The sequence below is a fragment of the Streptomyces maremycinicus genome (assembly GCF_001184025.1).
Classification (GTDB): domain Bacteria; phylum Actinomycetota; class Actinomycetes; order Streptomycetales; family Streptomycetaceae; genus Streptomyces; species Streptomyces maremycinicus.
The window spans coordinates 31,844-55,999 of the sequence record NZ_BBYG01000025.1 but is presented as its reverse complement, the minus strand read 5'-3'; the positions used below and the strand labels follow the sequence as shown (position 1 = coordinate 55,999).

Genomic DNA, 24,156 nt, shown 5'->3' with positions numbered 1-24,156 from the left:
CCCCGCGGACGGACCCCGGGGCTACCGGCCAGGCGTGGCGCCGTCCGTCAGTCGCAGCCGCAACCGCTGCCCGTGGCCACCGGCAGCGGCGCGGGCACACCGATCTTGGGCAGACCGAGCAGGACACCGGCCGGCTTCGCGGCCTTCTCGGCGGTGCGCTTCTCCCAGGCGTCCCCCGCGCGCGTGCGGCGCACCTCCAGGACGGGCCCTTCGGCCAAGAGGTGGTGCGGGGCGGCGTACGTCACCTCGACGGTCACCACGTCACCGGGGCGCACCTCCTGCTCCGGCTTGGTGAAGTGGACCAGGCGGTTGTCGGGGGCGCGGCCGGAGAGCCGGTGGGTGGCGCCGTCCTTGCGGCCCTCGCCCTCGGCCACCATCAGCTCCAGGGTGCGGCCGACCTGCTTCTTGTTCTCCTCCCAGGAGATCTCCTCCTGAAGGGCGACGAGACGCTCGTAGCGCGCCTGCACGACCTCCTTGGGGATCTGGTCCTCCATGGTCGCGGCCGGGGTGCCGGGACGCTTGGAGTACTGGAAGGTGAACGCCTGCGCGAAACGGGCCTCGCGGACCGCGTGCAGGGTCTGCTCGAAGTCCTCCTCGGTCTCGCCCGGGAAGCCCACGATGATGTCGGTGGTGATCGCCGCGTGCGGGATGGCGGCCCGCACCTTCTCGATGATCCCCAGGTAACGCTCCTGGCGGTACGACCGGCGCATCGCCTTCAGGACCGTGTCCGAGCCGGACTGGAGGGGCATGTGCAGCTGCGGCATCACGTTGGGCGTCTCGGCCATGGCCGCGATGACGTCGTCGGTGAAGTCGCGCGGGTGCGGGGAGGTGAAGCGGACCCGCTCCAGCCCCTCGATCGCGCCGCACGCGCGCAGCAGCTTGCTGAACGCCTCCCGGTCGCCGATGTCGGAGCCGTAGGCGTTGACGTTCTGGCCGAGCAGGGTGATCTCGGAGACGCCCTCGGCGACCAGCGCCTCGATCTCGGCGAGGATGTCGCCGGTGCGGCGGTCCTTCTCCTTGCCCCGCAGGGCCGGGACGATGCAGAAGGTGCAGGTGTTGTTGCAGCCGACGGAGATCGACACCCACGCCGCGTAGGCGCTCTCGCGCCGGGTCGGCAGGGTGGAGGGGAAGGCCTCGAGCGACTCGGCGATCTCGACCTGCGCCTCCTCCTGCACGCGCGCGCGTTCCAGCAGGACCGGGAGCTTGCCGATGTTGTGCGTGCCGAAGACGACGTCCACCCAGGGCGCCTTCTTCACGATGGTGTCGCGGTCCTTCTGCGCGAGGCAGCCGCCGACCGCGATCTGCATGCCGGGCCGGCTCGCCTTGCGCGGCGCGAGCCGGCCGAGGTTGCCGTAGAGGCGGTTGTCGGCGTTCTCGCGCACCGCGCAGGTGTTGAAGACGACGACGTCGGCGTCGCCGTCGGATCCCTCGGGGGCGCGCACGTACCCGGCTTCTTCGAGCAGCCCGGACAATCGCTCGGAGTCATGGACGTTCATCTGGCACCCGTAAGTGCGGATCTCGTAGCTCTTGGGTGTGTGAACGTCCACTGCGAGGCTCCGGTCGCTGCTGCTGGTCATGGCTCAAGGGTAGGCGCTCCCCGAGGCACGCCCGTCTGCCTGTGTACCGGCCGCCCCGGGCGGGGCGTCAGGGGTCGATGAGGCCGGCGCGGATCGCGTAGCGGGTGAGCTCGAGACGGTCGCGCATGCCGAGTTTGTGCAGGAGGTTGGCGCGGTGCCGTTCCACCGTCTTGGCGCTGATGAAGAGCAGCGTGCCGATCTCCCTGGAGGTGTGCCCCTCGGCGACGAGCTTGAGGATCTCCTCCTCGCGCTCGGTGATCGGCCGCTCGGGCAGCCCGTCGACACCGTCGCCGCGGTGCAGCCGGTCCAGGTACGAGCGCACCAGGGCGCGCTCCGCGCCCGGATAGATGAACGGCTCGTCCCGCACCACCGCCCGGCACGCCTCGACCAGGTCCCGGTCGGCGACCGACTTGAGGACGTACCCGCCGGCTCCGGCCTTCAGCGCCTCGAAGAAGTACTGCTCGTTGTCGTACATCGTGAGGATGAGGATGCGCAGACCCGGAAGGCGACGGGACAGTTCACGGGCCGCCTGGAGTCCGGTCATCCGGGGCATGGCCACATCGAGGACGGCCAGGTCGATGTCCCCGGCCCGGGCGCGCTCGACCGCCTCGGCTCCGTCCCCTGCCTCGGCGACGACCGTCAGGTCGGGCTCGCCGTCCAGGATGAGCCGTACTCCCCGGCGGACGAGGGTGTGGTCGTCGGCGAGCAGGACGCGGGTCGCGGAGGGCGCCGGCCGGGGTGCGGCCGGTGCGGTGCCGTCCGTCATCGGCGGCCCCCGAGGGGGGTCACCGCGTCCGCCCGGACCGTCGGCGCGAGCGCTCGCAGCCGTATGTCCGTCCCCCCGCCGTCCGCCCCCGAGGACACCGTGAGGGTCGCGCCGATCAGCAGGGCCCGCTCCCGCATGCCCCGGATCCCGGCACCCTCCCCGGCCGCCGCGCCCAGGCCCCTGCCGTTGTCCCGCACGAGGAGTTCGACGCCGTCGGTGACCGGGCGCAGGCGGAGCTCGGCGCGGTCGGCGCCGGCGTGCCGGGCGGTGTTGGTGAGTGCCTCCTGGGCCACGCGGTAGAGCACGAGTTCCGTCTCCTCGGTGAGTGGGGGCAGGCCGGTGCGCAGGTCGTGGCGCACCGTCAGTCCATGGGTGGTGAACTCGCCCGCGAGCGAGCGCAGGGCGCTGAGCAGTCCGAGTTCGTCGAGGACACCGGGACGCAGCCGGCGGGCGATGCGGCGGATCTCGTCGAGACCGGACCGGGTGGCCTCCTGCGCCTGGCCCAGCTCCTCACGCAGGTCCCGCGGGGCCCGGTCGGCGACCCGCTTGAGCTGGAGCAGCACGGCGGTGAGGGTCTGGCCGACCTCGTCGTGCAGTTCCCGGGCGATGCGGTGACGCTCGCGTTCCTGGGCGGACAGCGCCCCGGCCGCGCTGGCGGCCCGCTCGGCCTCCAAACGGTCCAGCATGGCGTTGTACGTCGTGATCAGCTCGGCCGTCTCGACCGGTCCCGAGACCACGGCACGGGCCCCGGGGTGCAGCAGGTCGGCATCGGCCATGGCCCGGCCCAGCCGCCCGAGCGGGGCCAGTCCGACGCGCAGTACGAGCGCGTTGACGGCCAGCAGCGCGGCCAGACCGGCGACCACGACGAGCACCTCGCCCGGCAGTATGGGCGTGGAGACGGTGACCGGGCCCAGCAGCAGCGCGGCCGCGACGATCAGCCCGGCGGCGTCGAGCACGAAGATCCGCCAGAACAGTGACATGTGCGCGGCTCCTCCTTGCCTGACCCGGTTCACCGGCGTGACCCCGGCTCGCTTCTCGCGTGCGTCCACGGCGGGCCGTCCGGGCCTCTCCATGGCACTGCCGTGACCAGCCTCTCCGCCCGCCGTCGGCCCTGTCCATCCGTCACGACACCCATGTCGTCACCGTACGGCGGGATGGCAGCATGGCGCCTTTGGGCACTCGTCCCAGACACCTCGGGACACGACCGACGACGACCAGCAAGGGGAAGAAACGTGTCTGCTCCACGCCTACGGACGACACCGCTGCCAGGCATCGGAGTCCAGTACGACCTCGTGACGCGGGAGCAGCGCCACCTGTCCGTGGTGGCCCACCGCGACGGTACGCGGACGGTCGGCCTCTACCGGGCGGACGACCCCGACTCCTGCGCCGAGTCCCTGCGGCTGACCGGCGCCGAGGCGGGCTCGTTGATCGACGCGCTGATGCCGACCCACCACAGCGCGAGCCTGCTCTACACCACGGACCTGGGGCTGGTCGCCGAGCGCGTCGAGGTGGCGGCCACCTCGCGCTGGAACGGACGGCTGCTGGGCGACACCCGGATGCGGACGGAGACCGGCTGCTCGATCGTGGCGGTGCTGCGGCGGGCCGAGGCGATCCCGTCCCCGGCGCCGGACTTCCGACTGGCGGGCGGCGACACCCTCATCGTCGTCGGCACCCGCGAGGGTGTGGACGCGGCCGCGGCCATACTCGGCCGGGAGTGATCGGGTGCACTCCGCGGTCCTGCTGATCGAGTTCGGTTCCATCATCCTCGGCCTCGGCCTGCTCGGCCGGTTCGCCGCCCGTTTCCGGTTCTCGCCGATCCCGCTGTACCTGCTGTCCGGTCTGGCCTTCGGCGAGGGCGGACTGCTGCCGCTCGGCGCCAGCGAGGAGTTCGTCGCCACCGGTGCCGAGATCGGCGTCATCCTGTTGCTGCTGATGCTCGGCCTGGAGTACACGGCGAGCGATCTGGTCTCCAACCTCAAGGCCCACTATCCGGCCGGTCTCGTCGACTGCGCCCTCAACGCCCTGCCGGGCGCGGCAGCCGCTCTGCTGCTGGGCTGGGGGCCGGTGGCGGCCGTGGTGCTGGCGGGCGTCACCTGGATCTCGTCGTCCGGGGTGATCGCCAAGGTGCTGGGCGACCTGGGCCGGGTCGGCAACCGGGAGACCCCGGTCATCCTCAGCGTCCTGGTCCTGGAGGACCTGGCCATGGCGGTCTACCTGCCCATCGTCACCGCCCTGGTGGCCGGGGTCGGACTGGCGGCCGGCAGCGTCACCCTGGCGATCGCGCTCGGTGTCGCGGGGCTCGTGCTGTTCGCGGCGGTGCGCTACGGCCGGGTCATCTCCCGGTTCGTCTCGAGCGACGACCCGGAGAAGCTGCTCCTCGTCGTGCTGGGGCTCACGATCCTGGTCGCCGGTGTGGCGCAACAGCTCCAGGTGTCGGCGGCGGTGGGGGCGTTCCTGGTGGGCATCGCGCTGTCCGGGGAGGTCGCCGAGGGCGCGCACACCCTGCTGAGCCCGCTGCGCGACCTGTTCGCCGCCGTGTTCTTCGTCTTCTTCGGGCTGCACACCGACCCGGCGAGCATCCCGCCCGTCCTGCTGCCCGCGCTCGCGCTGGCCGTCGTCACCGCCGCGACGAAGATCGCCACCGGCTACTGGGCCGCCCGGCGGTCCGGGATCTCGGTCAAGGGGCGCTGGCGGGCGGGCGGCGCGCTGGTGGCACGGGGGGAGTTCTCGATCGTCATCGCGGGACTGGCGGTCACCGCCGGGATCGAGCCCTCCCTGGGACCACTGGCCACGGCGTACGTGCTGATCCTGGTCGTCCTCGGCCCGCTCACCGCCCGCTACACGGAACCGCTGGCGGCCTGGTGGACGCGGCGCGGGACGCCCCAGGACCACGGCGCGACCGAGCCGCTGCCGGGGGCGAGGACGCAGACGCCGGTGCGCGACTGAGGCACGCCGGGCGCCGGAACCGCGCTCCGGCTCCGGCCCCGGCGGGCGGCAGGCGGCAGGCGGCAGGCGGCAGGCGGCAGGCGGCAGGCGGCAGGCGGCAGGCGGCAGGCGGCAGGCGGGGCACCCTCCTGGCCGGTCCGCTCGCGTCTCCCCGCGTCTCCCGGCGTCTCTCTGCGTCTCCCCGCCTCAGGCCGCGCCGCCGGGGGTCCAGCCCTGGCGGCGCAGCACCGCGGAGACGTCCGGTGTCTCGTAGTGCTCACCCTTGAGGACCTTGCCGTCGGCACGGCGGACGACCTGGCCGTCCGGCCCCAGCTTGGTCATGTTGGACCGGTGGATCTCGGCTAGGACCGCGTCGAGGTCGATGCCGTGCACCAGGGCCGTGCCGTAGGCGACGTAGACGACATCGGCCAGCTCGTGCGCGAGCCGGTCCAGCGGGCCGCTCACCGACACCTCGGCGACCTCCGCCGCCTCCTCGGCGAGGAGCTCGCCACGGTGCGCGGCGAGGCGGGGCGACACCTCCGTGGGGGTGCTGCGGGCGTCGAGCCCGAAGGCACGGTGGAACTCACGGACCAGTTCGGCGGGCGAGGAACTCATGCCACCGACTGTAACGACGGGCACCGACACCGCGATCGGGAACCGGTCCTGTGAGCCCCGCCCTGGTCAGCACCGCGTTCCGGCTGGCAGGATCGCGCGCATGTCCCCGTCGTCCTCCCGTATCGGAAAGCGCCGCGCCCTCCAGGGCACGGCCGCCGGTGTCGTCGTCCTCGGCCTGCTGCTGTGGTGGCTGCTGCCGCTGGGCGAGGACCCGCCGAGCGGGTCGATCACCTTCAGCACGGGCACGACGAGCGGCGTCTACTACGAGTACGGCAGCCGCCTGCGCGCCGAGCTCGCCAAGGACATGCCCGACCTGGACGTGAAGCTGTCGACCAGTAACGGATCACAGGAGAACGTCGCGCGCGTGGCGACCGGCGAGGCCGACTTCACGATCGCGGCGGCCGACGCGGTGGAGACGTACGAGCGGCAGCATCCCGGTTCGGCGACCCGGCTGCGCGGGGTGGCCCGGCTCTACGACGACTACGTCCAGCTCGTGGTGCCGCGTGACTCGGACGTACGGTCCGTCGCGGATCTGCGGGGCAGAACCGTGGCGACCGGGCTGCCCCGCTCTGGCGTGCGGCTGATCGCCGAGCGGGTGCTGAAGGCGGCGGGCCTGGACCCGGCGAAGGACATCACGGCGGCGTCGCAGGGCATCGACACCGGTCCGAAGGAGCTGAAGAAGGGCAAGATCGACGCCTTCTTCTGGTCCGGCGGGGTGCCGACGGCGGGGCTCGAGAAGCTCGCCGACTCCTTCACCTTCCGGTTCGTGCCGATCGGACCCGACCTCGTCGCCAAGATGCACGACCAGGACGACTCCACCGGGTTCTACCGGGCCACGAACATGCCGGAGTCGGCGTATCCCACCATCCAGAACGGGTCGACCGTGGCGACGATCGCGGTGTCCAACCTGCTGATGACCCGTACGGACCTGCCGCCCCGGCTCACCGAGTGGCTGACGCGGACCGTGATCAAGAGCAGGGACGGGATCGGCGCGCATGTGCACTCCGCCCAGCTGGTCGACCTGCGCACGGCCATCTACACCGACCCGCTGAAGCTGCACGAGGGCGCCCGCCGCTACTACCGCTCCGTCAAGCCGTAGCGCCGCTCCCGGCAGGCCGGAGCGCTCCGGGCGGATCGCGGGGGCCGTAGGGCTCCCGGCGGACCGCGGGGGCGGCCGTAGGGCTCCCGGCGGACCGCGGGGGCGGCCGTAGGGCTCCCGGCGGACCGCGGGGGCGGCCGTAGGGCTTCCGGCCGCAGCCGTAGGACCTCGGCTACGACGTCGGCGACCTCGGCACCGACACGGTCGCCGTCAGTCCGCTGGGCTCGTGGTGGTCGTAGGAGAGGGACCCGCCGCCCGCCGCGAGCAGCGCCCGGGAGATGGACAGGCCCAGTCCGGAGCCCTTGACGTTCTGGTGCCGGCCGCTGCGCCAGAACCGGTCCCCCACGCGCGTGAGCTCCTCGTCGGTCAGCCCGGGACCGTTGTCGGTGACGACGACGGTCGAGGTCGCGCCGTCGGCCGCGACCGTGACCGTGACGCTCTCCCCTTCCGGGGTGAACTTCACCGCGTTGTCGATCACGGCGTCCAGCGCGCTGGACAGCGTCACCGGGTCGGCCCATGCCGTGGTCGGCGGGCAGTCGCCGACCAGCCGGACGCCCTTGGCCGTGGCGGTGGGCGCCCAGGCGGCCACCCGCTCGGCGGCCAGCGCGCCGATGTCGGTGACCCGCAGGTCGGCCTCGGCGTGCTCGGCCAGGGCCAGGTCGAGCAGGTCGTCCAGGACCTGGGCCAGGCGCTTGCCCTCGTTCTGGACCGAGGCGATCTCCTCGTTGCCCTCCGGAAGCTCGTAGCCCAGCAGTTCGATGCGCAGCAGCAGCGCGGCGAGCGGGTTGCGCAGCTGGTGCGAGGCGTCGGCGACGAAGGCGCGCTGCTGCTCCAGCACGTCCTCGACGTTGTCCGCCATCTCGTTGAACGCTCCGGCCAGCCGCCTGAGTTCCGGCGGTCCGCCGGCCACCGCGACACGTGACTTCAGACGGCCGCTCGCGATCTCGTGGGTGGTGGCGTCCAGGACCCGTACCGGCCGCAGCACCCAGCCCGTCAGCCGCAGGGCGGCGCCGATGGCCAGCAGCATCGCGGCGATCTCACCCGCGCCGACGACCAGCCAGCCGTGCAGGATCCGCGACCGCATGGGCCCGGTGGGCGAGTCGGTGACGACGACGGCGACCACGTCACCGTCGCGGATGACCGGTGAGGCCACGACGAGCCGGTTGCGCTGCCATGGCCACACCTGCCGGGGATCGTGGCTGCGTCGGCTGAGCAGCGCTTCCTCGAAGGCTTCCCGCACCTCCCCCGTTTCGGGGAGGTACCAGTCCCTCGGGGCGTGAGCCATGGGGGTGTCGGTGCCGTAGAACACACCGGCACGGATGCCGTAGACGTCGTAGTAGCTGTCGAGCTCCCGGCTGAGCGTGGCGCGTCGCTCGTTCGTGGCCGCCGCGGAGTCGTTGACGCCCGACGAGGCGGTGACGAACTGGGCGAGCGCCGCGAACCGCGCGGTGTCGTCGATGCGGTCGACGACCACGTTCTGCTGCTGGGCGCCCGCCACACTGGCGGCCAGCGGCACCCCGAGGGCCAGCAGGACGGCTGCCATCAGCACGATGAGCAGCGGCAGGAGACGGGTACGCAACCGCGATCCCCGCTAAGCGGCCGGGGCGACGAGCCGGTAGCCGACGCCGCGTACGGTCTCGATCAGCGCGGGCATGCGCAGCTTGGCGCGCAGCGAGGCCACGTGCACCTCCAGGGTGCGCCCGGTCCCCTCCCAGCTGGTGCGCCACACCTCGCTGATGATCTGTTCCCGGCGGAAGACCACACCGGGGCGCTGGGCGAGCAGCGCGAGCAGGTCGAACTCCTTGCGGGTCAGCTGGACGGCCGTTCCGTCCACGGTGACGCGCCGGGTGGGCAGCTCGATGTGCACGGGGCCCAGCCGCAGCGCGTCCTCCCCGCCGGCTTCCGCGTCCTCGTGGACGGTGCGCCGGCTGACGGCGTGGATACGGGCGAGCAGTTCCCCGGTGTCGTACGGCTTCACCACGTAGTCGTCGGCGCCCAGGTTGAGGCCGTGGATGCGGGAGCGGACGTCGGAGCGGGCGGTGACCATGATCACCGGGGTTGCGGTGCGCTTGCGGATCTTGCCGCAGACCTCGTACCCGTCCTGGTCGGGAAGGCCCAGGTCGAGCAGGACGACCCCGAACCCGGGGCCCTCCGGGACGAGCGCCTGGAGCGCCTCCTCGCCACTGCGCGCGTGGGTGACGTCGAAACCGTGCCGCTTCAGGACCGCGGACAGGGCGGCGGCGACGTGGTTGTCGTCCTCGACGAGCAGCAGTCTCATGCCGGCCTCCTCCGGTTCGTCGGTCGTACGGTCTGACTCACTAAAACGGGTGTTCGGTTCTCCCGTCGGAAAAACGCGTGCACACGCGTGTGTGCATCATGGCAGTCACGCTGATGGACGAGGACGCCGTCAAGAGGGTTCCGGTTGCACCGGGCTTCCGTTATCCGGCCGATACGCCCGCAGGTCACAAGTGCTACGACACGTGTCCGATTGCTATCGGATCGTGATGCTCAGATTCCCCTCAGATGTAATGACGCTGGTCGCGCCGGGTCACTACTGTCCTCCGAAACCGAGGAGGACGGAGCCCGAGAGCGATGACCGAAGTATCGGTGACCAAGGAAGACGCGGTCGCGAGCGGTGAACTGGTCGTCCTGAAGAGCGTCAACAAGCACTTCGGCGCGTTGCACGTTCTCCAGGACATCGACCTCACGATCGACCGCGGCGAGGTCGTCGTGGTCATCGGACCCTCCGGGTCCGGTAAGTCGACCCTGTGCCGCACCATCAACCGCCTGGAGACGATCGACGAGGGCACGATCACCATCGACGGGAAGCCGCTGCCCCAGGAGGGCAAGGCGCTGGCCCGGCTGCGCGCCGACGTGGGCATGGTGTTCCAGTCGTTCAACCTCTTCGCGCACAAGACCGTGCTCGAGAACGTGATGCTCGGCCAGGTCAAGGTCCGCAAGGTCGACAAGAAGAAGGCCGAGGAGCAGGCGCGCGCGCTCCTCGACCGGGTCGGCGTGGGCACCCAGGCCGACAAGTACCCCGCACAGCTCTCCGGCGGTCAGCAGCAGCGCGTCGCCATCGCGCGAGCGCTGGCGATGGACCCGAAGGTCATGCTCTTCGACGAGCCGACCTCGGCTCTGGACCCCGAGATGATCAACGAGGTCCTCGAGGTCATGCAGCAGCTGGCCAGGGACGGCATGACCATGATCGTCGTCACCCACGAGATGGGTTTCGCACGATCGGCTGCAAACCGCGTGGTGTTCATGGCGGACGGACGCATCGTCGAAGAGGCTGCGCCCGACCAGTTCTTCAGCAATCCGCGCAGCGACCGTGCCAAGGACTTCCTGTCGAAGATCCTGCACCACTGATCTGCACCACTGACGGAACCCGCACCGCACGCAGTACTTCACCACTCTTCTAAGGAAGTTCCCCATGAAGCTTCGCAAGGTCACCGCCGCCTCCGCCGCAGCCCTCGTCCTCGCCCTGACCGCCACCGCGTGCGGCGGCGACGACAACAAGGACGACACCGGAAGCAGCAGCTCCAGCGGCGGCAGCGGCGGCAAGATCAAGGTCGGCATCAAGTACGACCAGCCCGGCCTCGGCCTGAAGAAGCCCGACGGTTCCTTCGCCGGCTTCGACGTGGACGTCGCGACCTACGTCGCCAAGCAGCTCGGTTACGAGCCGGACCAGATCGAGTTCGTCGAGACCAAGAGCGCCGACCGCGAGAACGCCCTCGCGCGCGGTGACGTGAAGTTCATCGCGGCCACCTACTCGATCAACGACGAGCGCAAGAAGAAGGTCGACTTCGCCGGCCCGTACCTGCTGGCCCACCAGGACCTGCTGATCAAGTCGGACTCGGACATCTCCAAGGGCACTGACCTCAACGGCAAGAAGCTGTGTTCCGTGACCGGCTCGACGTCGGCGCAGAACGTCCAGAAGTCGATCGCCCCGAAGGCGCAGCTCAAGGAGGTGAGCTCCTACTCGGAGTGCATCGCCGGTCTCCAGAGCGGTGCCGTGGACGCGGTGACCACGGACGACTCGATCCTCGCCGGCTTCGCCTCCCAGGACCAGTACAAGGGCAAGTTCAAGCTCGCGGGTCTGAAGCTCAGCAACGAGAACTACGGCGTCGGCGTCAAGAAGGGCGACACCGCGACCGTCGACAAGATCAACAAGGCGCTGGAGCAGATGGTCAGCGACGGCTCCTGGCAGAAGGCCGTCGAAGCCAACTTCGGCCCGGCGAACTACAAGAACGAGCCCGCCCCGAAGATCGGCGTCATCGTCCCGAACGCCTCGTAACGACAGCTGACCCAGCGGGGTACCTGCGGTGCGCCGCCGTCCGTCGCGATCACGGCGGCGGCGCGCCCCGCCCTCCTCATACGCCACCCACCCGGAAGCGCGGGAGATCGTGTTCGACTTTCTTGATGGTTACGACGTCCTAGGGGCGTTCTGGATGACGGTGAAGCTCACCGTCCTCTCCGCCGTGGGCTCCCTGGTCTGGGGCACCCTGCTGGCCGCGATGCGGGTGAGCCCGGTTCCGCTGATGCGCGGGTTCGGCACCGTCTACGTCAACGTCGTCCGGAACATCCCCCTGACGGTCATCATCCTCTTCAGCTCGCTCGGCCTCGCCGACATCTTCGGCATGACGATGGGGAGCGACGACTTCGCGGTCCAGGGCTTCCGGCTGGCCGTGCTCAGCCTGGCCGGCTACACCGCGGCCTTCGTGTGCGAGGCGATCCGCTCCGGCATCAACACCGTGCCGCTCGGTCAGGCGGAGGCGGCCCGGGCCATCGGCCTGAGCTTCAGCCAGACCCTGACACTGATCGTCCTCCCGCAGGCCTTCCGCTCGGTCATCGGCCCGCTGGCGAACGTCCTGATCGCGCTGACCAAGAACACCACGGTGGCGGCCGCCATCGGCGTCGCAGAGGCCGCCTACCTGATGAAGACGATGATCGAGAACGAGGCGCAGACGCTGCTCATCGGCGCGGTCTTCGCGTTCGGCTTCGTGGTACTGACCCTGCCCACGGGCCTCTTCCTCGGCTGGGTCAGCAAGCGACTGGCGGTGAAGCGATGAGCTCGGTCCTGTACGACACTCCCGGCCCCCGCGCCAAGCGGCGCAACGTCCTCTTCTCGGTGGTCTTCACCGTCCTGCTCGTGCTGCTCCTGTGGTGGGTGTGGCAGAAGATGGACGAGAAGGACCAGCTCACCTCCGCGCTGTGGAAGCCGTTCACCGAGTCCGAGGCCTGGACGACCTACCTGCTGCCCGGTCTCGAGAACACGCTCAAGGCGGCCGCGCTCTCCATGGTGATCGCCCTTCCGCTGGGCGCGGTCTTCGGCATCGCGCGCCTGTCGGACCACCGTTGGGTGCGAGGCGCGGCCGGCACGGTGGTCGAGTTCTTCCGGGCGATCCCGGTGCTGCTGCTGATGCTGTTCGCCAACGAGTTCTACGCCCGCTCCACGGACGTCAGCAGCGAGGACCGGCCGCTCTACGCGGTCGTCACCGGCCTGGTGCTCTACAACGCCTCGGTCCTCGCCGAGGTCGTCCGGGCCGGCATCCTCTCGCTGCCCAAGGGGCAGACGGAGGCCGCGTACGCGATCGGCCTGCGCAAGGGCCAGACGATGACCAGCATCCTGCTTCCGCAGGCGGTCACCGCGATGCTCCCGGCGATCGTCAGCCAGCTGGTGGTCATCGTGAAGGACACCGCGCTCGGCGGTGTGATGCTCGGATTCCCCGAGCTGCTCAACTCCCGTGGCACGCTGGCGGCCAACTACGCCAACGTCATCCCCAGCTTCATCGTGGTCGCGGTGATGTTCATCGTGCTGAACTTCATCCTCACCAGCTTCGCGAGCTGGCTGGAGCGCTACCTGCGGCGCAGCAAGCGCAGCACGGGCGCGGTCCTCGGCGTCGACAAGGTCGACGACCTGAACGCGGCCGAGGTGGGCGGCGGCTACGGCACCGGCGCGGGCGGCACCGTCTGACGCGCCATCAACCGGTGTGACCTGTACGGAGGCAGTGGCGTGCGCGCCGCTGCCTCCGTCACTTGACGCAAGCAGTGGCAATGGGTTGCATACGTTCTGTGATCGTGCACCCTGCTCCTGCCTCTTGTTCCCTTACGTCCCTGAGGACACCGTCGTGGGCAGGGGGCGGCACGCCGTGGACCCGGTGATCATCGTCGGAGCGGGGCCGGTGGGGCTCACGCTCGCCCTTGCGCTGGCCCGCCAGCAGGTGCCGTCCGTGGTTCTCGACGAGGGCCCCGGCAAGGACGAACCACGGCTCGCGCGTACCGTCGTCCTGCGCGAGGACACCGCCGCGCTCGTCGAGCGGCTGACCGGGACGTCCCTCGACGAGGCCGGCGTCCACTGGGCCGGATGGCGGTCGATGCGGCGCAAGCAGGTGACCCGCGAGGTCAGGTTCGACGACGCGACCGATCCCGCTCCCCTGCACATCGCCCAGCATGTGCTGACGGGCGTCCTGCGCGCCGCCCTCGTGAACCAGCGGCTGGTGAAGATCGCCGTGGACAGCCGCCTGGACGGCATCGAGCAGGAACCTTCCGGCGTCACGGCCCACACCCGCGGCCCCCGGGGCACCTGGTGGCGCGGCAGCCACCTGGTCGGCTGCGACGGCCCCCGCTCCACGGTCCGCAAACTCCTCGACATCCGTTTCCCGGGGCGTACGGCGGTGGAACGACACGCCGTCGCCGCGCTGCGCACGGAACTTCCTTGGCCCGACGAGGCGTTGCTCCATCGGACGCCGCCGTGGCGGGTGTCCGGCCCCTCCGCCGGGGAAGTCACCGGACGCCCGCTGCCGGACGGCGTCTGGCGCCTGGACTGGCTGCTGCCGCCCGGCAAGGACCTCGTCACGCCCGAGCTGCTGGTGGCCCGCATCCGCGAGACCCTGGCGGGCTGGAGCGGCGGTGCCACGCCCGCCTACGAGCTGCTCGACACCGGCGTCCACACCGTGCACCACCGGTTGGCCCGCCGCTGGCGCGTGGGGCGGGTCTTCGTCGCCGGGGACGCCGCGCACCTGCTCGGCGCGTTCGGCACCCAGGGCCTCGACGAGGGTCTGCGGGACGCCGACAACCTGGCCTGGAAGCTGGCCCTGGCCTGGCACCACGGGTCGCACGAGGCCCTGCTCGACAGCTACCAGGCGGAGCGGCGCGCGGCCGTCGCCGCCCGGCTGCGCGCCGCCGACCAGGCGCTGCCGGTGCTGCGCGGCGGCGGCTCGGGCATAAGGGCCTACGTCCCGGGCACGGCCCGCGGTCACGACCTGCTGCTCACCGACGGCCATCTGGGCCGCGGTCCGCTGGGCGCTCCGGGCACCTACGAGGGCTCACCGCTCGCGCCCCGGCACCTGGAGGCGGAGGTGCCGGTGGACACGCCCCCCGGCGCACCGGTCGAGGACGTGCGGGTGACGGCGGAGGACGGCTCGTTCGTACAGCTGCGGGACCGGCTGGGGCGCGGTGCCCTGCTCGTCCTGCTGATCGCGCCGGGCACCGGTGTGTGGGAGCGCAGGCACTGGGTGGGCGCCGGGATCATGCCCCGGCTCGCCGCCGCGGTGACGGCCCTGCCGAGCCCGGCCGAGCTGCTGGTGGCGGAGAGCTATCCCGGCGCGGCCGCGCACACCGTGCTGCTGATCCGGCCCGACGGCCACCTGGTCACCGCCCTCAGCGGGGTCCGCGCGGCCGACCTCTACGCGGCGGCGGAGGCGACGGTGGGCGGACCGGAGGGGGCGCGGGAGACGTCCGGAGCGGGGGCCACGGCGGGCTCGGCGGCCAAGTGACGGTACGGCCGTCCGCCCGCCCCGGATCCGGCCGCCGACACGCGACCCGCGCGAGGTCGCCACGACGACTCCCGTAGGGGGCCTGCACGAGGTCCGTGCGCCTCCCGGCCGACGTCTGGCCGATGTCAGGCCGAGGTCGGGCCGGACCTGGGCGGAGGCCGGGTGGGAGGCGGGCGGAAGCCGGGCAGGAGGTGGGCGGAAGCCGGGCAGGACGGAAGTGGTAGGCGGGCGGAAGCGGGGCCGACGCGGAGGCGGAAGCTGCGCGGGGGTAGCCGGAAGGCCGGGCCGACGCAGAGGCGGAAGCCGGGCCGACGCAGAGGCGGAAGCCAGGTCGGCACGGAGGCAGAAGCCGGGGGTGGCCGGAAAGCCGGGCCAGCGCGGAGGCGGAAGCCGGGCCGGCGCGGAGGCGGAAGCCGCGCGGGGGGGGGTGGCCGGAAGGCCGGCGAGAGGGCGGGCGGAAACCGGGCAGGGGCCGGGGCCCGGAAACCGGGCAGAGGCGGGGCCGGAAGCCCAGCGGGGGCGGGGTGTGGGCACGCGATCGCACCGGCCGTGACCGTGGGGTCCGCATGGTGACAGTGAGTTGACCGGCGTGCACCGGCATGGTGTACTCCGGATCGTGACCGACACCGATGTGCGCCTGTGGCGGAGGGTCCATATGGACCTCGTCCGCTATGCGGGCTGCGTGTGTCGCCCGTCCTGCTGAATTCGCGCCCCCTCTCCCACCGGCACGCGCCGCCGATGCGCACTCGCCTCGTGCGCGGCCGCGCGCTCCCCCGCGAACCTTCTCAGGACGGTACCCGTGTCTGTCTCTCCCTCCGTTCCCACCGCTCCCGTCGCCACCGCCCCCACGCAGGCGGACCTCCTCGACTTCGTGCGGCGCACGGCCGCCGACGCCGAACTGATCGCCTCGCTCCCTCTCGACCCGGAAGGCCGCACCTGGGTGCGCCTGGAGGGCCCCGGCGGCAGTGAGGCCTGGCTCATCGGCTGGCCGCCCGGCACCGGCACGGGCTGGCACGACCACGCCGACTCGGTCGGCGCCTTCCTGACCGCGCGGGGTGAGCTGAAGGAGTACTCGCTCGCCGCGCGGCTGCCCACCGACGGCTGGAAGACCCTCGAGCTGACGGAGGACGTGGACCGGGAGCGCACGCTGGCGGCCGGCCAGGGCCGTTCCTTCGGACGGCACCACGTCCACGAGGTCCTCAACCGGTCCACCGAGGAACACGCCGTCTCCGTCCACGCCTACTACCCTCCGCTGCCGCGCATCCGCCGCTACAGCCGTACGGGACACGTGCTGCGGCTGGAGCAGGTCGAGCGCCCCGAGGACTGGCAGTGAGCGGCCCGGACGCGCCCCGGGAAGGGCGATCGGACCGCGATCGGCCGACGGGCGTGGACGAGCTGCTCGAGCGGGTGCGTGCGGGGTACGCGCGCGTGGAGGCGCGGGAGGCGTACGAGGCCGCCCGCGCGGGTGAGGCGCTGCTCGTCGACATCCGGTACGCGGCCCTGCGCGAGCGGGACGGTCTGATACCCGGTGCCCTGGTCGTCGAGCGCAACGAACTGGAATGGCGTCTCGACCCCCAGGGCAGTCATCGCCTGCCCGAGGCCACGAGCCACGACGTCCGGGCGGTCGTGATCTGCAACGAGGGCTACGCGTCGAGCCTGGCCGCCGCGTCCCTGCACCAGCTGGGGCTGCACCGGGCCACCGACCTCGTCGGCGGTTTCCAGGCCTGGCGGGCGGCCGGGCTGCCCGTGACGTCGTAGCGGATCCGCGGCGGCGCCGGACTCAGTCCCGCGGCGGGCAGTACAGCGGGGCCGTGTCCGCGTTGTCCTTGGTGACCAGACGGACGGGCGTCTTCTCGATCCTGTCGGCCCGGTCGTCCTTGCGGAGCAGGGAGACGACGTTCTGCACCGCCAGTTCGCCGGTGTCCGCGGCGGAGTTGGAGACGGTGGCGGCGAGGCTGCCCGCCTTGAGCGCGGCCAGTGCCTCGTCGGTGCCGTTCACCGTCACGATCCTGACGTCCTCGGCACCGGCCGCGTCGAAGGCCTTGCGGGCGGCGAACGCCATCTCCTCGTTGGCGACGAAGGCGTAGTCCAGGCCGGGATGATCCTTGATCATGGCCGCCGCGACCGTCCGTGCCCTGGCGGGGTCGTACATGCCGGGCCGGCTCGCGACCACCTCGGCGTTGTCCGGCAGCCGCTCGGTGAAGGCCTTGGTCAGCAGGTCGGAGGCGGCTCCGGGGGCTCCCGCGATCACCGCGACGCTCACCTGGCGGCCGGCGGCGTCCCGCTCGATCCACCCGGCGTCGAGCTTCCCCACCTCCTTCAGATCGACAACGACGGCCCCCAGGAGGCCGGACGTGTCGTCGGGGACGACCGAGGTGAGGAAGATGGGCACCCCGGCGGCCTCGGCCTCGGCGATGTCCCCCTTCAGGGCTTCGACGTCGACGGTCTGCACGACCAGCGCGTCCACCTTGCGGGCGATCATGTCCTCGATGTTGGAGACCTCCGTGTCGCCGTTCTGACGGGAGTTGGCCGTGAAGAGATGGACGCCGTTGTTGCGGGCCGTCCGCTCGACGGACTCCTGGAGACACGTATGGAACTCGGTGGTACCGCCGTTGACGAAGCCCAGCGTGATCCTGCCCTTGACCGCCCCCGCGGGTGCCGTGGCCTGCGAAGGCCAGACTCCGCAGCCGGTGAGCAGCAGTCCGGCACCGAGGACCGAGGCGACGAGCGGTCTTCGGGAGCGGGTGGGCACGGGCATGGCAAGGCCGCCTTTCGGGGGGTGCGGGAGACAGTCCCCGCAGAGGAGACGGGGGTGCCGGGCGGCAGCAGACGGTACCGGCAGGCCGGGCCGGCTCACCCTTCCGGGAGCGCAAGGTAATCCTGCGCTCCCCGGGGGTCTCGAAGATCACGTCTCCCGGTAGGAAGGAGACCGCGTCTCCTGGCGGCGAGGAGATCGGCGGCCCCTGCGGAGGAGTGGTGGGGAGCCTGAGCCTCGCTCACTCCTTCGCCGTCGCCACCGTCACCGCGCGGACCCTCAGCGCCACGCGTCCGGGCACAGCGGTGGCGACCAGTGTGAGAAGCCCCGCCCCGGCGATCACCGTGGCGTACACGAGCGGTACGACCGCCGGGTCCGCCCGCCCGGTCGTACCGACACTGAAGGCGGTGAGGATCGACAGGGCGACGGCGCTGCCGAGGGCGACGGCGAGGAGCAGGATCGACAGCGCCTCGGTGCGCAGCATGCGCAGCACCTGACGGCGGGTCGCCCCCGCGAGGCGCAGCAGCGCGAACTCCCGGACCCGCTCGGCGACCGACATGGCGAGCGTGTTGACCACGGCGATGGCCGTGAACGCCAGCACGAGTCCCATGGCCAGGAAGTTCACCTCGGCGTTCGCCTGCTGCCTGGCTGCCCGCAGCGAGTCGGCCGTCGCCGGGGAGATCACCCGGAGTCCCGGGAACTCACGGAGGGTAGTCGCGAGTTGTGTCTGTGTACGGGCCGTGCTGACGAGCAGGGAGGAGGCGAGCGGGTTGTCGACATGGCGGGCGACCAGGCCGTGCGCGAAGGTGAGGTCTCCGAAGCCGAGGCCCCTGGCGTAGACGGCGGCGACGGTGAGCGTGGCGGGCGTGCCGTCGCCGAGCATGAGCTTCAGGGTGCTTCCCGGCGTCAGGTGGAGCTGGTCCGCGGCCAGTTCGCTGACGGCGACGGTGTGCTCGGTGAGACGGTCGAGGGAGCCCGCGGTGACATCGGGGTCCCAGGTGCGGCTGACGGCCGCCGGAGTGACGCCCTGGGCCGGGTACTTGTCGAGTCCGACCCGGACGGTCGTGCGGACCACTTCGGTGACGACGTCGTGCTGCGCACGCAGTTGCCGTGCCGCCTCGCCGGGCACGCCGGGCCCGGGATTCGGCCAGTGCCTCGGCCGGGCGGATCCGGGCCACCCGGCGGGAGGCGATCCGTGCGGAGGCCCAGGCGCCGAAGAGGGTCGCGGCGACCGCGGCGAGCGGAGGGAGAACGCTCACGGTGTGCTGAAGCGTGGCGGGTACGGCGCCCAGCGCGACGAACCTGTTGTGCAGCCAGTCCCCCAGGGGAAGCCCCAACAGTGCTCCGGCGGTGCCCGCGGCCAGCGCGACGATCAGGGCCTCGCGCCCGAGGAGGCCGCGGATCTGTCCGGAGGTGGCGGCGAGGGCCCGCAGCAGGGCGAGTTCGCGGTGGCGCTGCTGGACGGAGAGCGCGAAGGTCCCGACGACCACCAGAACGGCCACGAGCAGGGAGGTGCCGCCCATCGCTCCGCCCATGCTGACCAGTTTGATACGGGCCGCGGCGGCGTCCAGGAACTCGACGGGCCCGCGGTCGTCACCGGTGCTGACCCGGGCTGTGGTGCCGTGCAGCGCCTGGGCCAGGGACGCGCGGAGCCGGTCGGGATCGGTGCCCGCCTCGGGCAGCACGCCGAAGGCGGTTACCTGCCCTGGGTGTGCGGCGAGACGGCGGGCCTCGTCGCCGGAGAAGAAGAGGGCGCCCTGGTGACGTACGGCAGTGGCCGGGGCGGCGATGCCGGAGACGCGATAGGGGCGCGGGGCCTGTGTCGACTGGACGGTGAGCCGGTCACCGGGGGCGAGGCGGGCGCGTGCGGCGAGGTCACTGTCGACGACCACGTCGGAGGCGGCTGCGGGAGCGGTGCCCGAGGTGAGCCGGTACGGCGTCAGCGCGGCGGAGTCCCAGGCGTGTCCGTAGGTGGGCCTGCTGTCGGACACCGGGGCACCGGCGGGGCTCAACGGTTCGGCGAGGAAGGTGAGTTCGGGGATCACCCGAGCGACACCGGGTGCGGTGGCGAGTCTGCGCCCGAGGTCGGCCGGGAGCCAGGCGCGTTCGGCGAGGGGTTTGGCCTTGTGCTTGACCTTGGTCTTGCCCTTCTTGTGCTTGACGGTGGTCTGGTGGACGTTCTGGTCGGCGGAGACCACGACCGGCGCCGCGGCATAGCGCTCGGTGCGGATGGTGCCCCGTAGCCCGGTCTCCAGGAGGCTGCCGCACGCGCTGATGAGGGCGGCCGCGCACAGCAGCGCGAGGAAGGCGCCCAGGAAGCCGGCCTTGCGGGCCCGAACGGTCTTCAGTGCATAGCGCAGCATCATGAGGGATCGGCCTCTCTTCCGTCACCGGCGGAGGGCGTGACGGACGGGATCGGAACGGAGGACGTTCCGGAGGAGGCGGGACCCGAGGAGGCGGGACCCGAGGAGGCGGGACCCGAGGAGGCGGGACCCGAGGAGGCGGGACCCGAGGAGGCGGGACCGGAGGAGGCCACGGGGAAGGCGAGGAAGCGGGTGAGCAGGGTGCGGGCCCCCGCGGGTGTCGCCGAATCGGGTCGCTTGTAGCGGTTGAGGAGAGCGATGTACTCCTCGAAGAAGTCCCGGAGTTCGGGCAGGGTCAGCCGGATGGTGCCGCGCGAGTAGGGGAACGCGTCCGCCCACGGGTCGTCGTCCTTCGCGTCCCGCTGGAGCCGCTCGAAGAGGTCCAGATCGGCGGCGTAGGCATGGTGGTTCAGCTCGTCCATCACGGGCCGCATCTCAGGACCCTGGCGGCTGCGGGGCGGGAACCGGCGATCCCCGGGAACTGCCCGCCACCAGCGCTCCCGATGGGTGGACGGCTCCGCGCGCCTCACTTCCGCCGGGTTCTCCCCTCGAAGCGTGGCCTGCCCGGCGTCGGTCTCCTCGACGAAGCCGTACCTGGCCAGCTCACGCAGGTGGTAGCTGGTGGATCCGGTGTTCAGGCCGAGGGCGCGGGCGAGGGTCGCCGAGGTGGCCGGGCCCTGCCGGGTGAGGTGTTCGAGCATGCGCTGACGGCGCGGCTGGGCGAGCGCCCTGAGAGCGGCGAGATCGCCGAGCTCGACGGGGGCTGCGGCGGCGGGCTCCGCCTCCGCGGGCTTGTCGGCACCGGGGTCCGGGACTTCGGGTTCCTGGGGCATGCGTACACACTCGCCTGTGCACAGATGCCTGTGCACTGCGGTGGTCCGGCGTCCTCAGCGGGGGGCTATCCCCACCCCACCAGCGGGGAACGGTCGTTCACAGCGCCCATTGTTCAGCGCCTCGCGCTCCAGGCCCGCGTTCCCGGCCGCGTTGCACGCCCTCATCGCGAACCCCTGTTCGCGCGCCCCTCGTTGCGTGCCTCGCGCGTTCAGAACCCTTCGCCGTCCAGGAACTCCGTGTCCTGGCCCTCCGCCTCCAGCGCCTGTCGCACCACCCGCAGGGCCATGCCCTCCGGATAGCCCTTGCGCGCGAGCATCCCGGCCAGGCGGCGCAGGCGTTTGTCGCGGTCGAGGCCGCGGGTCGAGCGCAGCTTGCGGGCGACGAGCTCGCGCGCCGTCTCCTCTTCCTGCTCGGAGTCGAGCTGGGCGACGGCCTCCTCGATCAGCTCCGGGTCGACGCCCTTGGTCCGCAGCTCCTGGGCGAGCGCCCGCCGGGCCAGCCCGCGTCCGTGATGCCGTGATTCCACCCAGGCGTCCGCGAAGGCGCCGTCGTTGATCAGCCCGACCTCCTCGAACCGCGACAGCACCTCCTCCGCCACGTCCTCCGGGATCTCTCGTTTGCGCAGGGCGTCCGCGAGCTGCTTCCGGGTGCGCGGGGTCCCGGTGAGCAGGCGCAGGCAGATCGCCCGTGCCCGCTCAGCCGGGTCCCCTGAAGACCCCTCCTGCTCCTCGGCCCTCGACGAGGAAGAGGTGCCTTCGTCCTCGGCGGACGCTTCTCCGAAGCCGCGCCGACGGCGCCCACGCGCACCGCGTGGACCTCCATCGCCGCCGCGCCGCGCCCGGCCACCCCGGGGCCGGTCGTCGCCGTCCGACCCGTCACCGCGGTACGAGCCGCTCTCCGGCCGGTCGTCGCCGGCCAGGGCGGGGCCGTCGTCGGCCCCGCCCCCCGCGCCCCGAGGGGTGTCGGGGCGGACGTACTCGGCCCAGTCCGTTCGTCGCGTCACGGATCAGCTCTTGGCAGCCGCGGCCTTGGTCTTGGCGGTCTTGGCCGCGGTGGCCGGAACCGCCTTGGCCGCGTCCTCCGCCGGTGCGCCCGCGGTAGCCGCGGCGACCGGGCCCGGCTCGGCGGCGGGCTCCTCCGGACGCACGCCGACGCCCAGCTTCTCCTTGATCTTCTTCTCGATCTCGTTGGCGAGGTCGGGGTTGTCCTTCAGGAAGTTGCGGGCGTTCTCCTTGCCCTGTCCCAGCTGGTCGCCCTCGTACGTGTACCAGGCGCCGGCCTTGCGGACGAAGCCGTTCTCCACGCCCATGTCGATCAGACCGCCCTCGCGGCTGATGCCCTGCCCGTAGAGGATGTCGAACTCGGCCTGCTTGAAGGGCGGCGCGACCTTGTTCTTGACGACCTTGACGCGGGTGCGGTTGCCGACCGCGTCCGTACCGTCCTTCAGGGTCTCGATGCGACGGATGTCGAGGCGCACCGAGGCGTAGAACTTCAGTGCCCGGCCACCGGTCGTGGTCTCCGGGGAGCCGAACATCACGCCGATCTTCTCGCGGAGCTGGTTGATGAAGATCGCGGTGGTCTTGGACTGGTTGAGCGCGCTGGTGATCTTCCGCAGGGCCTGGCTCATCAGACGGGCCTGGAGACCAACGTGGCTGTCGCCCATCTCGCCCTCGATCTCGGCGCGCGGGACGAGCGCGGCGACGGAGTCGATGACGATGAGGTCGAGGGCGCCGGAGCGGACCAGCATGTCCACGATCTCGAGGGCCTGCTCGCCGTTGTCCGGCTGCGAGAGGATCAGGTTGTCGATGTCGACACCGAGCTTCTTCGCGTACTCGGGGTCGAGGGCGTGCTCCGCGTCCACGAAGGCGACCTGTCCGCCGGCCTTCTGCGCGTTCGCCACGGCGTGCAGTGTCAGTGTCGTCTTACCGGAGGACTCCGGGCCGTACACCTCCACCACGCGGCCGCGCGGCAGCCCACCGACACCGAGGGCGACGTCGAGTGCGGTCGACCCGGTGGGGATGACCTCGATGGGCTCGTTCGGTCGCTCGCCGAGACGCATGACGGCGCCCTTGCCGAACTGCCGTTCAATCTGTGCGAGTGCGGCATCCAGGGCCTTCTCGCGGTCGGTTCCTGCCATGGGTTCCACCCGGTTTGCTTGAGTCGATCGCTTCACGTCAAAGACGCTAACGCCTGCCACTGACAATGCGCCCCGACGCCGGTCCGGCCTGTGGATAACTCGGGCGCTTACCCACCCGAACCAGGACGGAACGCCCGACCTGAGTCCCGCCGGAGCCTCAATAAGAATGGATGTTCGATTTCCGTGTCAAGCGCACCACGCGGCACTCCCGAGGCTGCGTTCACGCGCCGACAACACCCCCCGATCCGGCTCGCACAGGTCTGCGTCCCCGCCCTTTCCCCACCTTCCCGGCTACTTCGCCGGGCGTACGACGGGTGTCTTCGGCGGGACGACGACGCCGTACGACGCGGCCGGGACGCTCGGTGCATGGAGCAGCAGAAGACCGGACAGGTCCGCGGCGCGGCACACACCGGGTACCCGGTCCCACCCCACCCTCACCCTCACCCTCTGGACAGCCGGCACCACCGGCACGCCCGGTACCCCCGGTACCTCGCCCACCTCGCCCACCGCCGCCACGAGGCGACGGCGCTCCTGCTGGTCCTCTCCGGACTCGTGCACCTCGCTGTGTTCGCCGTCGACGGCGGCCCCTGGAACGGACCCGTCTCCTGGCGCAAGCCGGTGACCTTCGGACTCTCCTTCGGAATCACGCTCCTCGCGATCGTCCGGGTCACCTCGTACGTGCGGGTCGGCCCACGGCTGCGCGGCCCGCTGCTCGGGGTGTTCGCCGCCGACTGCGTCGTGGAGGTCGCGGGCATCACCCTCCAGGCCTGGCGCGGAGTGCCCTCGCACCTGGACATGGAGACGCCCTTCGACACGGCCGTGTCCATGACGCTGGCGGTCGGCGGCGGGGTCCTCGTCGTGGTGCTCACCGGGTTCGCCGTGGCCTCCTTCCGGCACCGGCCGACCGGCCCGGCCGGGATGGCCCTCGCGGTGCGCTCCGGTTTCGCGATCCTGCTGGTCGCGCTCGCCTCGGGGGCGGCGATGATCGCGCGCGGTGTCGTGCTCACCCGCACCGGACACCAGGAGGCGGCGTACCACTCGACGGCCTCGCTCAAGCCCCTGCACGGGGTGAGTCTGCACGCCCTCCTGGTACTGCCCGCCCTGGCCTGGCTGCTGTCGCGCACCTCCTGGAGCGAGTCGGTGCGCCGGCGGATCGTGACCGTGGCGGTGGGGTGCTACGCGGCCGCGGTCGCCGCGGCCGGAGTGTGGGCGGTCTTGAGGTACTAGTGGGCGGTCCCGAGGTCCGGCGGGGTCCTCAGGCGCCGAAGGAGCCCCGGGACCGATCAGGCGCGGTGCTCAGGCGCCGA

General features: G+C 71.7%; 22 protein-coding genes and 1 pseudogene. 12 read left to right on the top strand and 11 right to left on the bottom strand.

Annotation, left to right across the window (positions count from 1 at the left end):
• Positions 1-47: 47 nt before the first annotated feature.
• The 3 genes from miaB to AOQ37_RS35780 form a co-directional block, all read right to left on the bottom strand.
• A complete protein-coding gene (gene miaB, locus AOQ37_RS35790; protein ID WP_199825143.1) occupies positions 48-1,577 on the bottom strand; it encodes a tRNA (N6-isopentenyl adenosine(37)-C2)-methylthiotransferase MiaB in 1,530 nt (509 codons plus the stop codon).
• 67 nt (positions 1,578-1,644) lie between these two features.
• Positions 1,645-2,343 (bottom strand): response regulator, encoded by a 699-nt coding sequence (locus AOQ37_RS35785; RefSeq protein WP_062650966.1) that lies wholly within the window; start codon positions 2,341-2,343, stop codon positions 1,645-1,647.
• Positions 2,340-3,323: a sensor histidine kinase gene (locus AOQ37_RS35780; protein WP_062650964.1), complete on the bottom strand. Its 984-nt coding sequence runs from the start codon at positions 3,321-3,323 to the stop codon at positions 2,340-2,342. The genes AOQ37_RS35785 and AOQ37_RS35780 overlap by 4 nt, the downstream gene beginning before the upstream one ends.
• A 252-nt stretch (positions 3,324-3,575) precedes the next feature.
• Here AOQ37_RS35780 and AOQ37_RS35775 point away from each other — a divergent pair, with 252 nt between their 5' ends.
• Both AOQ37_RS35775 and AOQ37_RS35770 read left to right on the top strand, forming a co-directional pair.
• Positions 3,576-4,061, top strand: coding sequence for a cation:proton antiporter regulatory subunit (locus AOQ37_RS35775; RefSeq protein ID WP_062650962.1), 486 nt, complete (start codon positions 3,576-3,578; stop codon positions 4,059-4,061).
• 4 nt (positions 4,062-4,065) lie between these two features.
• A complete protein-coding gene (locus tag AOQ37_RS35770) occupies positions 4,066-5,289 on the top strand; it encodes a cation:proton antiporter (RefSeq protein WP_062650960.1) in 1,224 nt (407 codons plus the stop codon).
• A 186-nt stretch (positions 5,290-5,475) separates the two neighbouring features.
• On the opposite strand, the gene AOQ37_RS35765 is transcribed toward AOQ37_RS35770, so the two are convergent.
• The gene (locus AOQ37_RS35765; RefSeq protein ID WP_062650957.1) at positions 5,476-5,883 is read right to left on the bottom strand and encodes a pyrophosphohydrolase domain-containing protein; all 408 of its coding nucleotides are present in this window, start codon (positions 5,881-5,883) and stop codon (positions 5,476-5,478) included.
• A 100-nt stretch (positions 5,884-5,983) separates the two neighbouring features.
• Between AOQ37_RS35765 and AOQ37_RS35760 the strand changes: the two genes are divergently transcribed.
• Positions 5,984-6,982, top strand: a complete 999-nt coding sequence (locus tag AOQ37_RS35760) for a TAXI family TRAP transporter solute-binding subunit (protein WP_062650955.1) — start codon at positions 5,984-5,986, stop codon at positions 6,980-6,982.
• A 172-nt stretch (positions 6,983-7,154) separates the two neighbouring features.
• On the opposite strand, the gene AOQ37_RS35755 is transcribed toward AOQ37_RS35760, so the two are convergent.
• Both AOQ37_RS35755 and AOQ37_RS35750 read right to left on the bottom strand, forming a co-directional pair.
• Positions 7,155-8,561, bottom strand: coding sequence for a sensor histidine kinase (locus tag AOQ37_RS35755; protein WP_062650953.1), 1,407 nt, complete (start codon positions 8,559-8,561; stop codon positions 7,155-7,157).
• A gap of 12 nt (positions 8,562-8,573) precedes the next feature.
• Positions 8,574-9,260 carry a response regulator transcription factor gene (locus AOQ37_RS35750; protein ID WP_062650951.1) on the bottom strand — a complete coding sequence of 229 codons (687 nt, stop codon included), beginning with the start codon at positions 9,258-9,260 and terminating at the stop codon, positions 8,574-8,576.
• Positions 9,261-9,574: 314 nt separating this feature from the next.
• Here AOQ37_RS35750 and AOQ37_RS35745 point away from each other — a divergent pair, with 314 nt between their 5' ends.
• From AOQ37_RS35745 to AOQ37_RS35715, 8 genes are all read left to right on the top strand, one after another.
• Positions 9,575-10,351, top strand: coding sequence for an amino acid ABC transporter ATP-binding protein (locus tag AOQ37_RS35745; RefSeq protein ID WP_062650949.1), 777 nt, complete (start codon positions 9,575-9,577; stop codon positions 10,349-10,351).
• Positions 10,352-10,415: 64 nt separating this feature from the next.
• On the top strand, positions 10,416-11,279 hold the full coding sequence (locus tag AOQ37_RS35740; protein ID WP_062650947.1) for a glutamate ABC transporter substrate-binding protein: 864 nt from the start codon (positions 10,416-10,418) through the stop codon (positions 11,277-11,279).
• Between the two features lie 109 nt (positions 11,280-11,388).
• A complete protein-coding gene (locus tag AOQ37_RS35735; protein ID WP_062650945.1) occupies positions 11,389-12,054 on the top strand; it encodes an amino acid ABC transporter permease in 666 nt (221 codons plus the stop codon).
• A complete protein-coding gene (locus tag AOQ37_RS35730) occupies positions 12,051-12,959 on the top strand; it encodes an amino acid ABC transporter permease (RefSeq protein WP_062650942.1) in 909 nt (302 codons plus the stop codon). The genes AOQ37_RS35735 and AOQ37_RS35730 overlap by 4 nt, the downstream gene beginning before the upstream one ends.
• 175 nt (positions 12,960-13,134) lie before the next feature.
• Entirely contained in the window at positions 13,135-14,760 is a 1,626-nt protein-coding gene (locus AOQ37_RS35725; RefSeq protein WP_062651089.1) for an FAD-dependent monooxygenase, read from the top strand.
• Positions 14,761-15,349: 589 nt separating this feature from the next.
• Positions 15,350-15,463 (top strand): putative leader peptide, encoded by a 114-nt coding sequence (locus tag AOQ37_RS42235; RefSeq protein WP_373428926.1) that lies wholly within the window; start codon positions 15,350-15,352, stop codon positions 15,461-15,463.
• A 96-nt stretch (positions 15,464-15,559) separates the two neighbouring features.
• Positions 15,560-16,093 carry a cupin domain-containing protein gene (locus tag AOQ37_RS35720; RefSeq protein ID WP_062650940.1) on the top strand — a complete coding sequence of 178 codons (534 nt, stop codon included), beginning with the start codon at positions 15,560-15,562 and terminating at the stop codon, positions 16,091-16,093.
• The gene (locus AOQ37_RS35715) at positions 16,090-16,518 is read left to right on the top strand and encodes a rhodanese-like domain-containing protein (protein ID WP_062650938.1); all 429 of its coding nucleotides are present in this window, start codon (positions 16,090-16,092) and stop codon (positions 16,516-16,518) included. The genes AOQ37_RS35720 and AOQ37_RS35715 overlap by 4 nt, the downstream gene beginning before the upstream one ends.
• Positions 16,519-16,540: 22 nt before the next feature.
• On the opposite strand, the gene AOQ37_RS35710 is transcribed toward AOQ37_RS35715, so the two are convergent.
• The 5 genes and pseudogenes from AOQ37_RS35710 to recA all read right to left on the bottom strand — a co-directional run bounded on the left by AOQ37_RS35710 (position 16,541) and on the right by recA (position 22,849).
• On the bottom strand, positions 16,541-17,518 hold the full coding sequence (locus AOQ37_RS35710) for a sugar ABC transporter substrate-binding protein (RefSeq protein WP_062650936.1): 978 nt from the start codon (positions 17,516-17,518) through the stop codon (positions 16,541-16,543).
• A gap of 238 nt (positions 17,519-17,756) precedes the next feature.
• Positions 17,757-19,881, bottom strand: a pseudogene (locus tag AOQ37_RS35705) (ABC transporter permease).
• Entirely contained in the window at positions 19,878-20,711 is an 834-nt protein-coding gene (locus AOQ37_RS35700) for an ArsR/SmtB family transcription factor (protein ID WP_078890541.1), read from the bottom strand. Before AOQ37_RS35700 ends, AOQ37_RS35705 begins: the two are co-directional and overlap by 4 nt.
• Before the next feature lie 209 nt (positions 20,712-20,920).
• Positions 20,921-21,715 carry a recombination regulator RecX gene (gene recX / locus AOQ37_RS35695; protein WP_062650935.1) on the bottom strand — a complete coding sequence of 265 codons (795 nt, stop codon included), beginning with the start codon at positions 21,713-21,715 and terminating at the stop codon, positions 20,921-20,923.
• 3 nt (positions 21,716-21,718) lie between these two features.
• Positions 21,719-22,849: a recombinase RecA gene (gene recA / locus AOQ37_RS35690; protein ID WP_062650933.1), complete on the bottom strand. Its 1,131-nt coding sequence runs from the start codon at positions 22,847-22,849 to the stop codon at positions 21,719-21,721.
• A 366-nt stretch (positions 22,850-23,215) separates the two neighbouring features.
• Here recA and AOQ37_RS35685 point away from each other — a divergent pair, with 366 nt between their 5' ends.
• On the top strand, positions 23,216-24,076 hold the full coding sequence (locus AOQ37_RS35685) for a hypothetical protein (protein WP_199825142.1): 861 nt from the start codon (positions 23,216-23,218) through the stop codon (positions 24,074-24,076).
• Positions 24,077-24,156 lie beyond the last annotated feature (80 nt).

What these genes read in the sequence shown, in the direction of transcription:
- miaB (WP_199825143.1), bottom strand. Translation starts at nt 1,577, where the DNA reads ATGACCAGCAGCAGCGACCGGAGCCTCGCAGTGGACGTTCACACACCC.
- AOQ37_RS35785 (WP_062650966.1), bottom strand. Translation starts at nt 2,343, where the DNA reads ATGACGGACGGCACCGCACCGGCCGCACCCCGGCCGGCGCCCTCCGCG.
- AOQ37_RS35780 (WP_062650964.1), bottom strand. Translation starts at nt 3,323, where the DNA reads ATGTCACTGTTCTGGCGGATCTTCGTGCTCGACGCCGCCGGGCTGATC.
- AOQ37_RS35765 (WP_062650957.1), bottom strand. Translation starts at nt 5,883, where the DNA reads ATGAGTTCCTCGCCCGCCGAACTGGTCCGTGAGTTCCACCGTGCCTTC.
- AOQ37_RS35760 (WP_062650955.1), top strand. Translation starts at nt 5,984, where the DNA reads ATGTCCCCGTCGTCCTCCCGTATCGGAAAGCGCCGCGCCCTCCAGGGC.
- AOQ37_RS35750 (WP_062650951.1), bottom strand. Translation starts at nt 9,260, where the DNA reads ATGAGACTGCTGCTCGTCGAGGACGACAACCACGTCGCCGCCGCCCTG.
- AOQ37_RS35745 (WP_062650949.1), top strand. Translation starts at nt 9,575, where the DNA reads ATGACCGAAGTATCGGTGACCAAGGAAGACGCGGTCGCGAGCGGTGAA.
- AOQ37_RS35740 (WP_062650947.1), top strand. Translation starts at nt 10,416, where the DNA reads ATGAAGCTTCGCAAGGTCACCGCCGCCTCCGCCGCAGCCCTCGTCCTC.
- AOQ37_RS35730 (WP_062650942.1), top strand. Translation starts at nt 12,051, where the DNA reads ATGAGCTCGGTCCTGTACGACACTCCCGGCCCCCGCGCCAAGCGGCGC.
- AOQ37_RS35710 (WP_062650936.1), bottom strand. Translation starts at nt 17,518, where the DNA reads ATGCCCGTGCCCACCCGCTCCCGAAGACCGCTCGTCGCCTCGGTCCTC.
- AOQ37_RS35700 (WP_078890541.1), bottom strand. Translation starts at nt 20,711, where the DNA reads ATGCCCCAGGAACCCGAAGTCCCGGACCCCGGTGCCGACAAGCCCGCG.
- recA (WP_062650933.1), bottom strand. Translation starts at nt 22,849, where the DNA reads ATGGCAGGAACCGACCGCGAGAAGGCCCTGGATGCCGCACTCGCACAG.
- AOQ37_RS35685 (WP_199825142.1), top strand. Translation starts at nt 23,216, where the DNA reads ATGGAGCAGCAGAAGACCGGACAGGTCCGCGGCGCGGCACACACCGGG.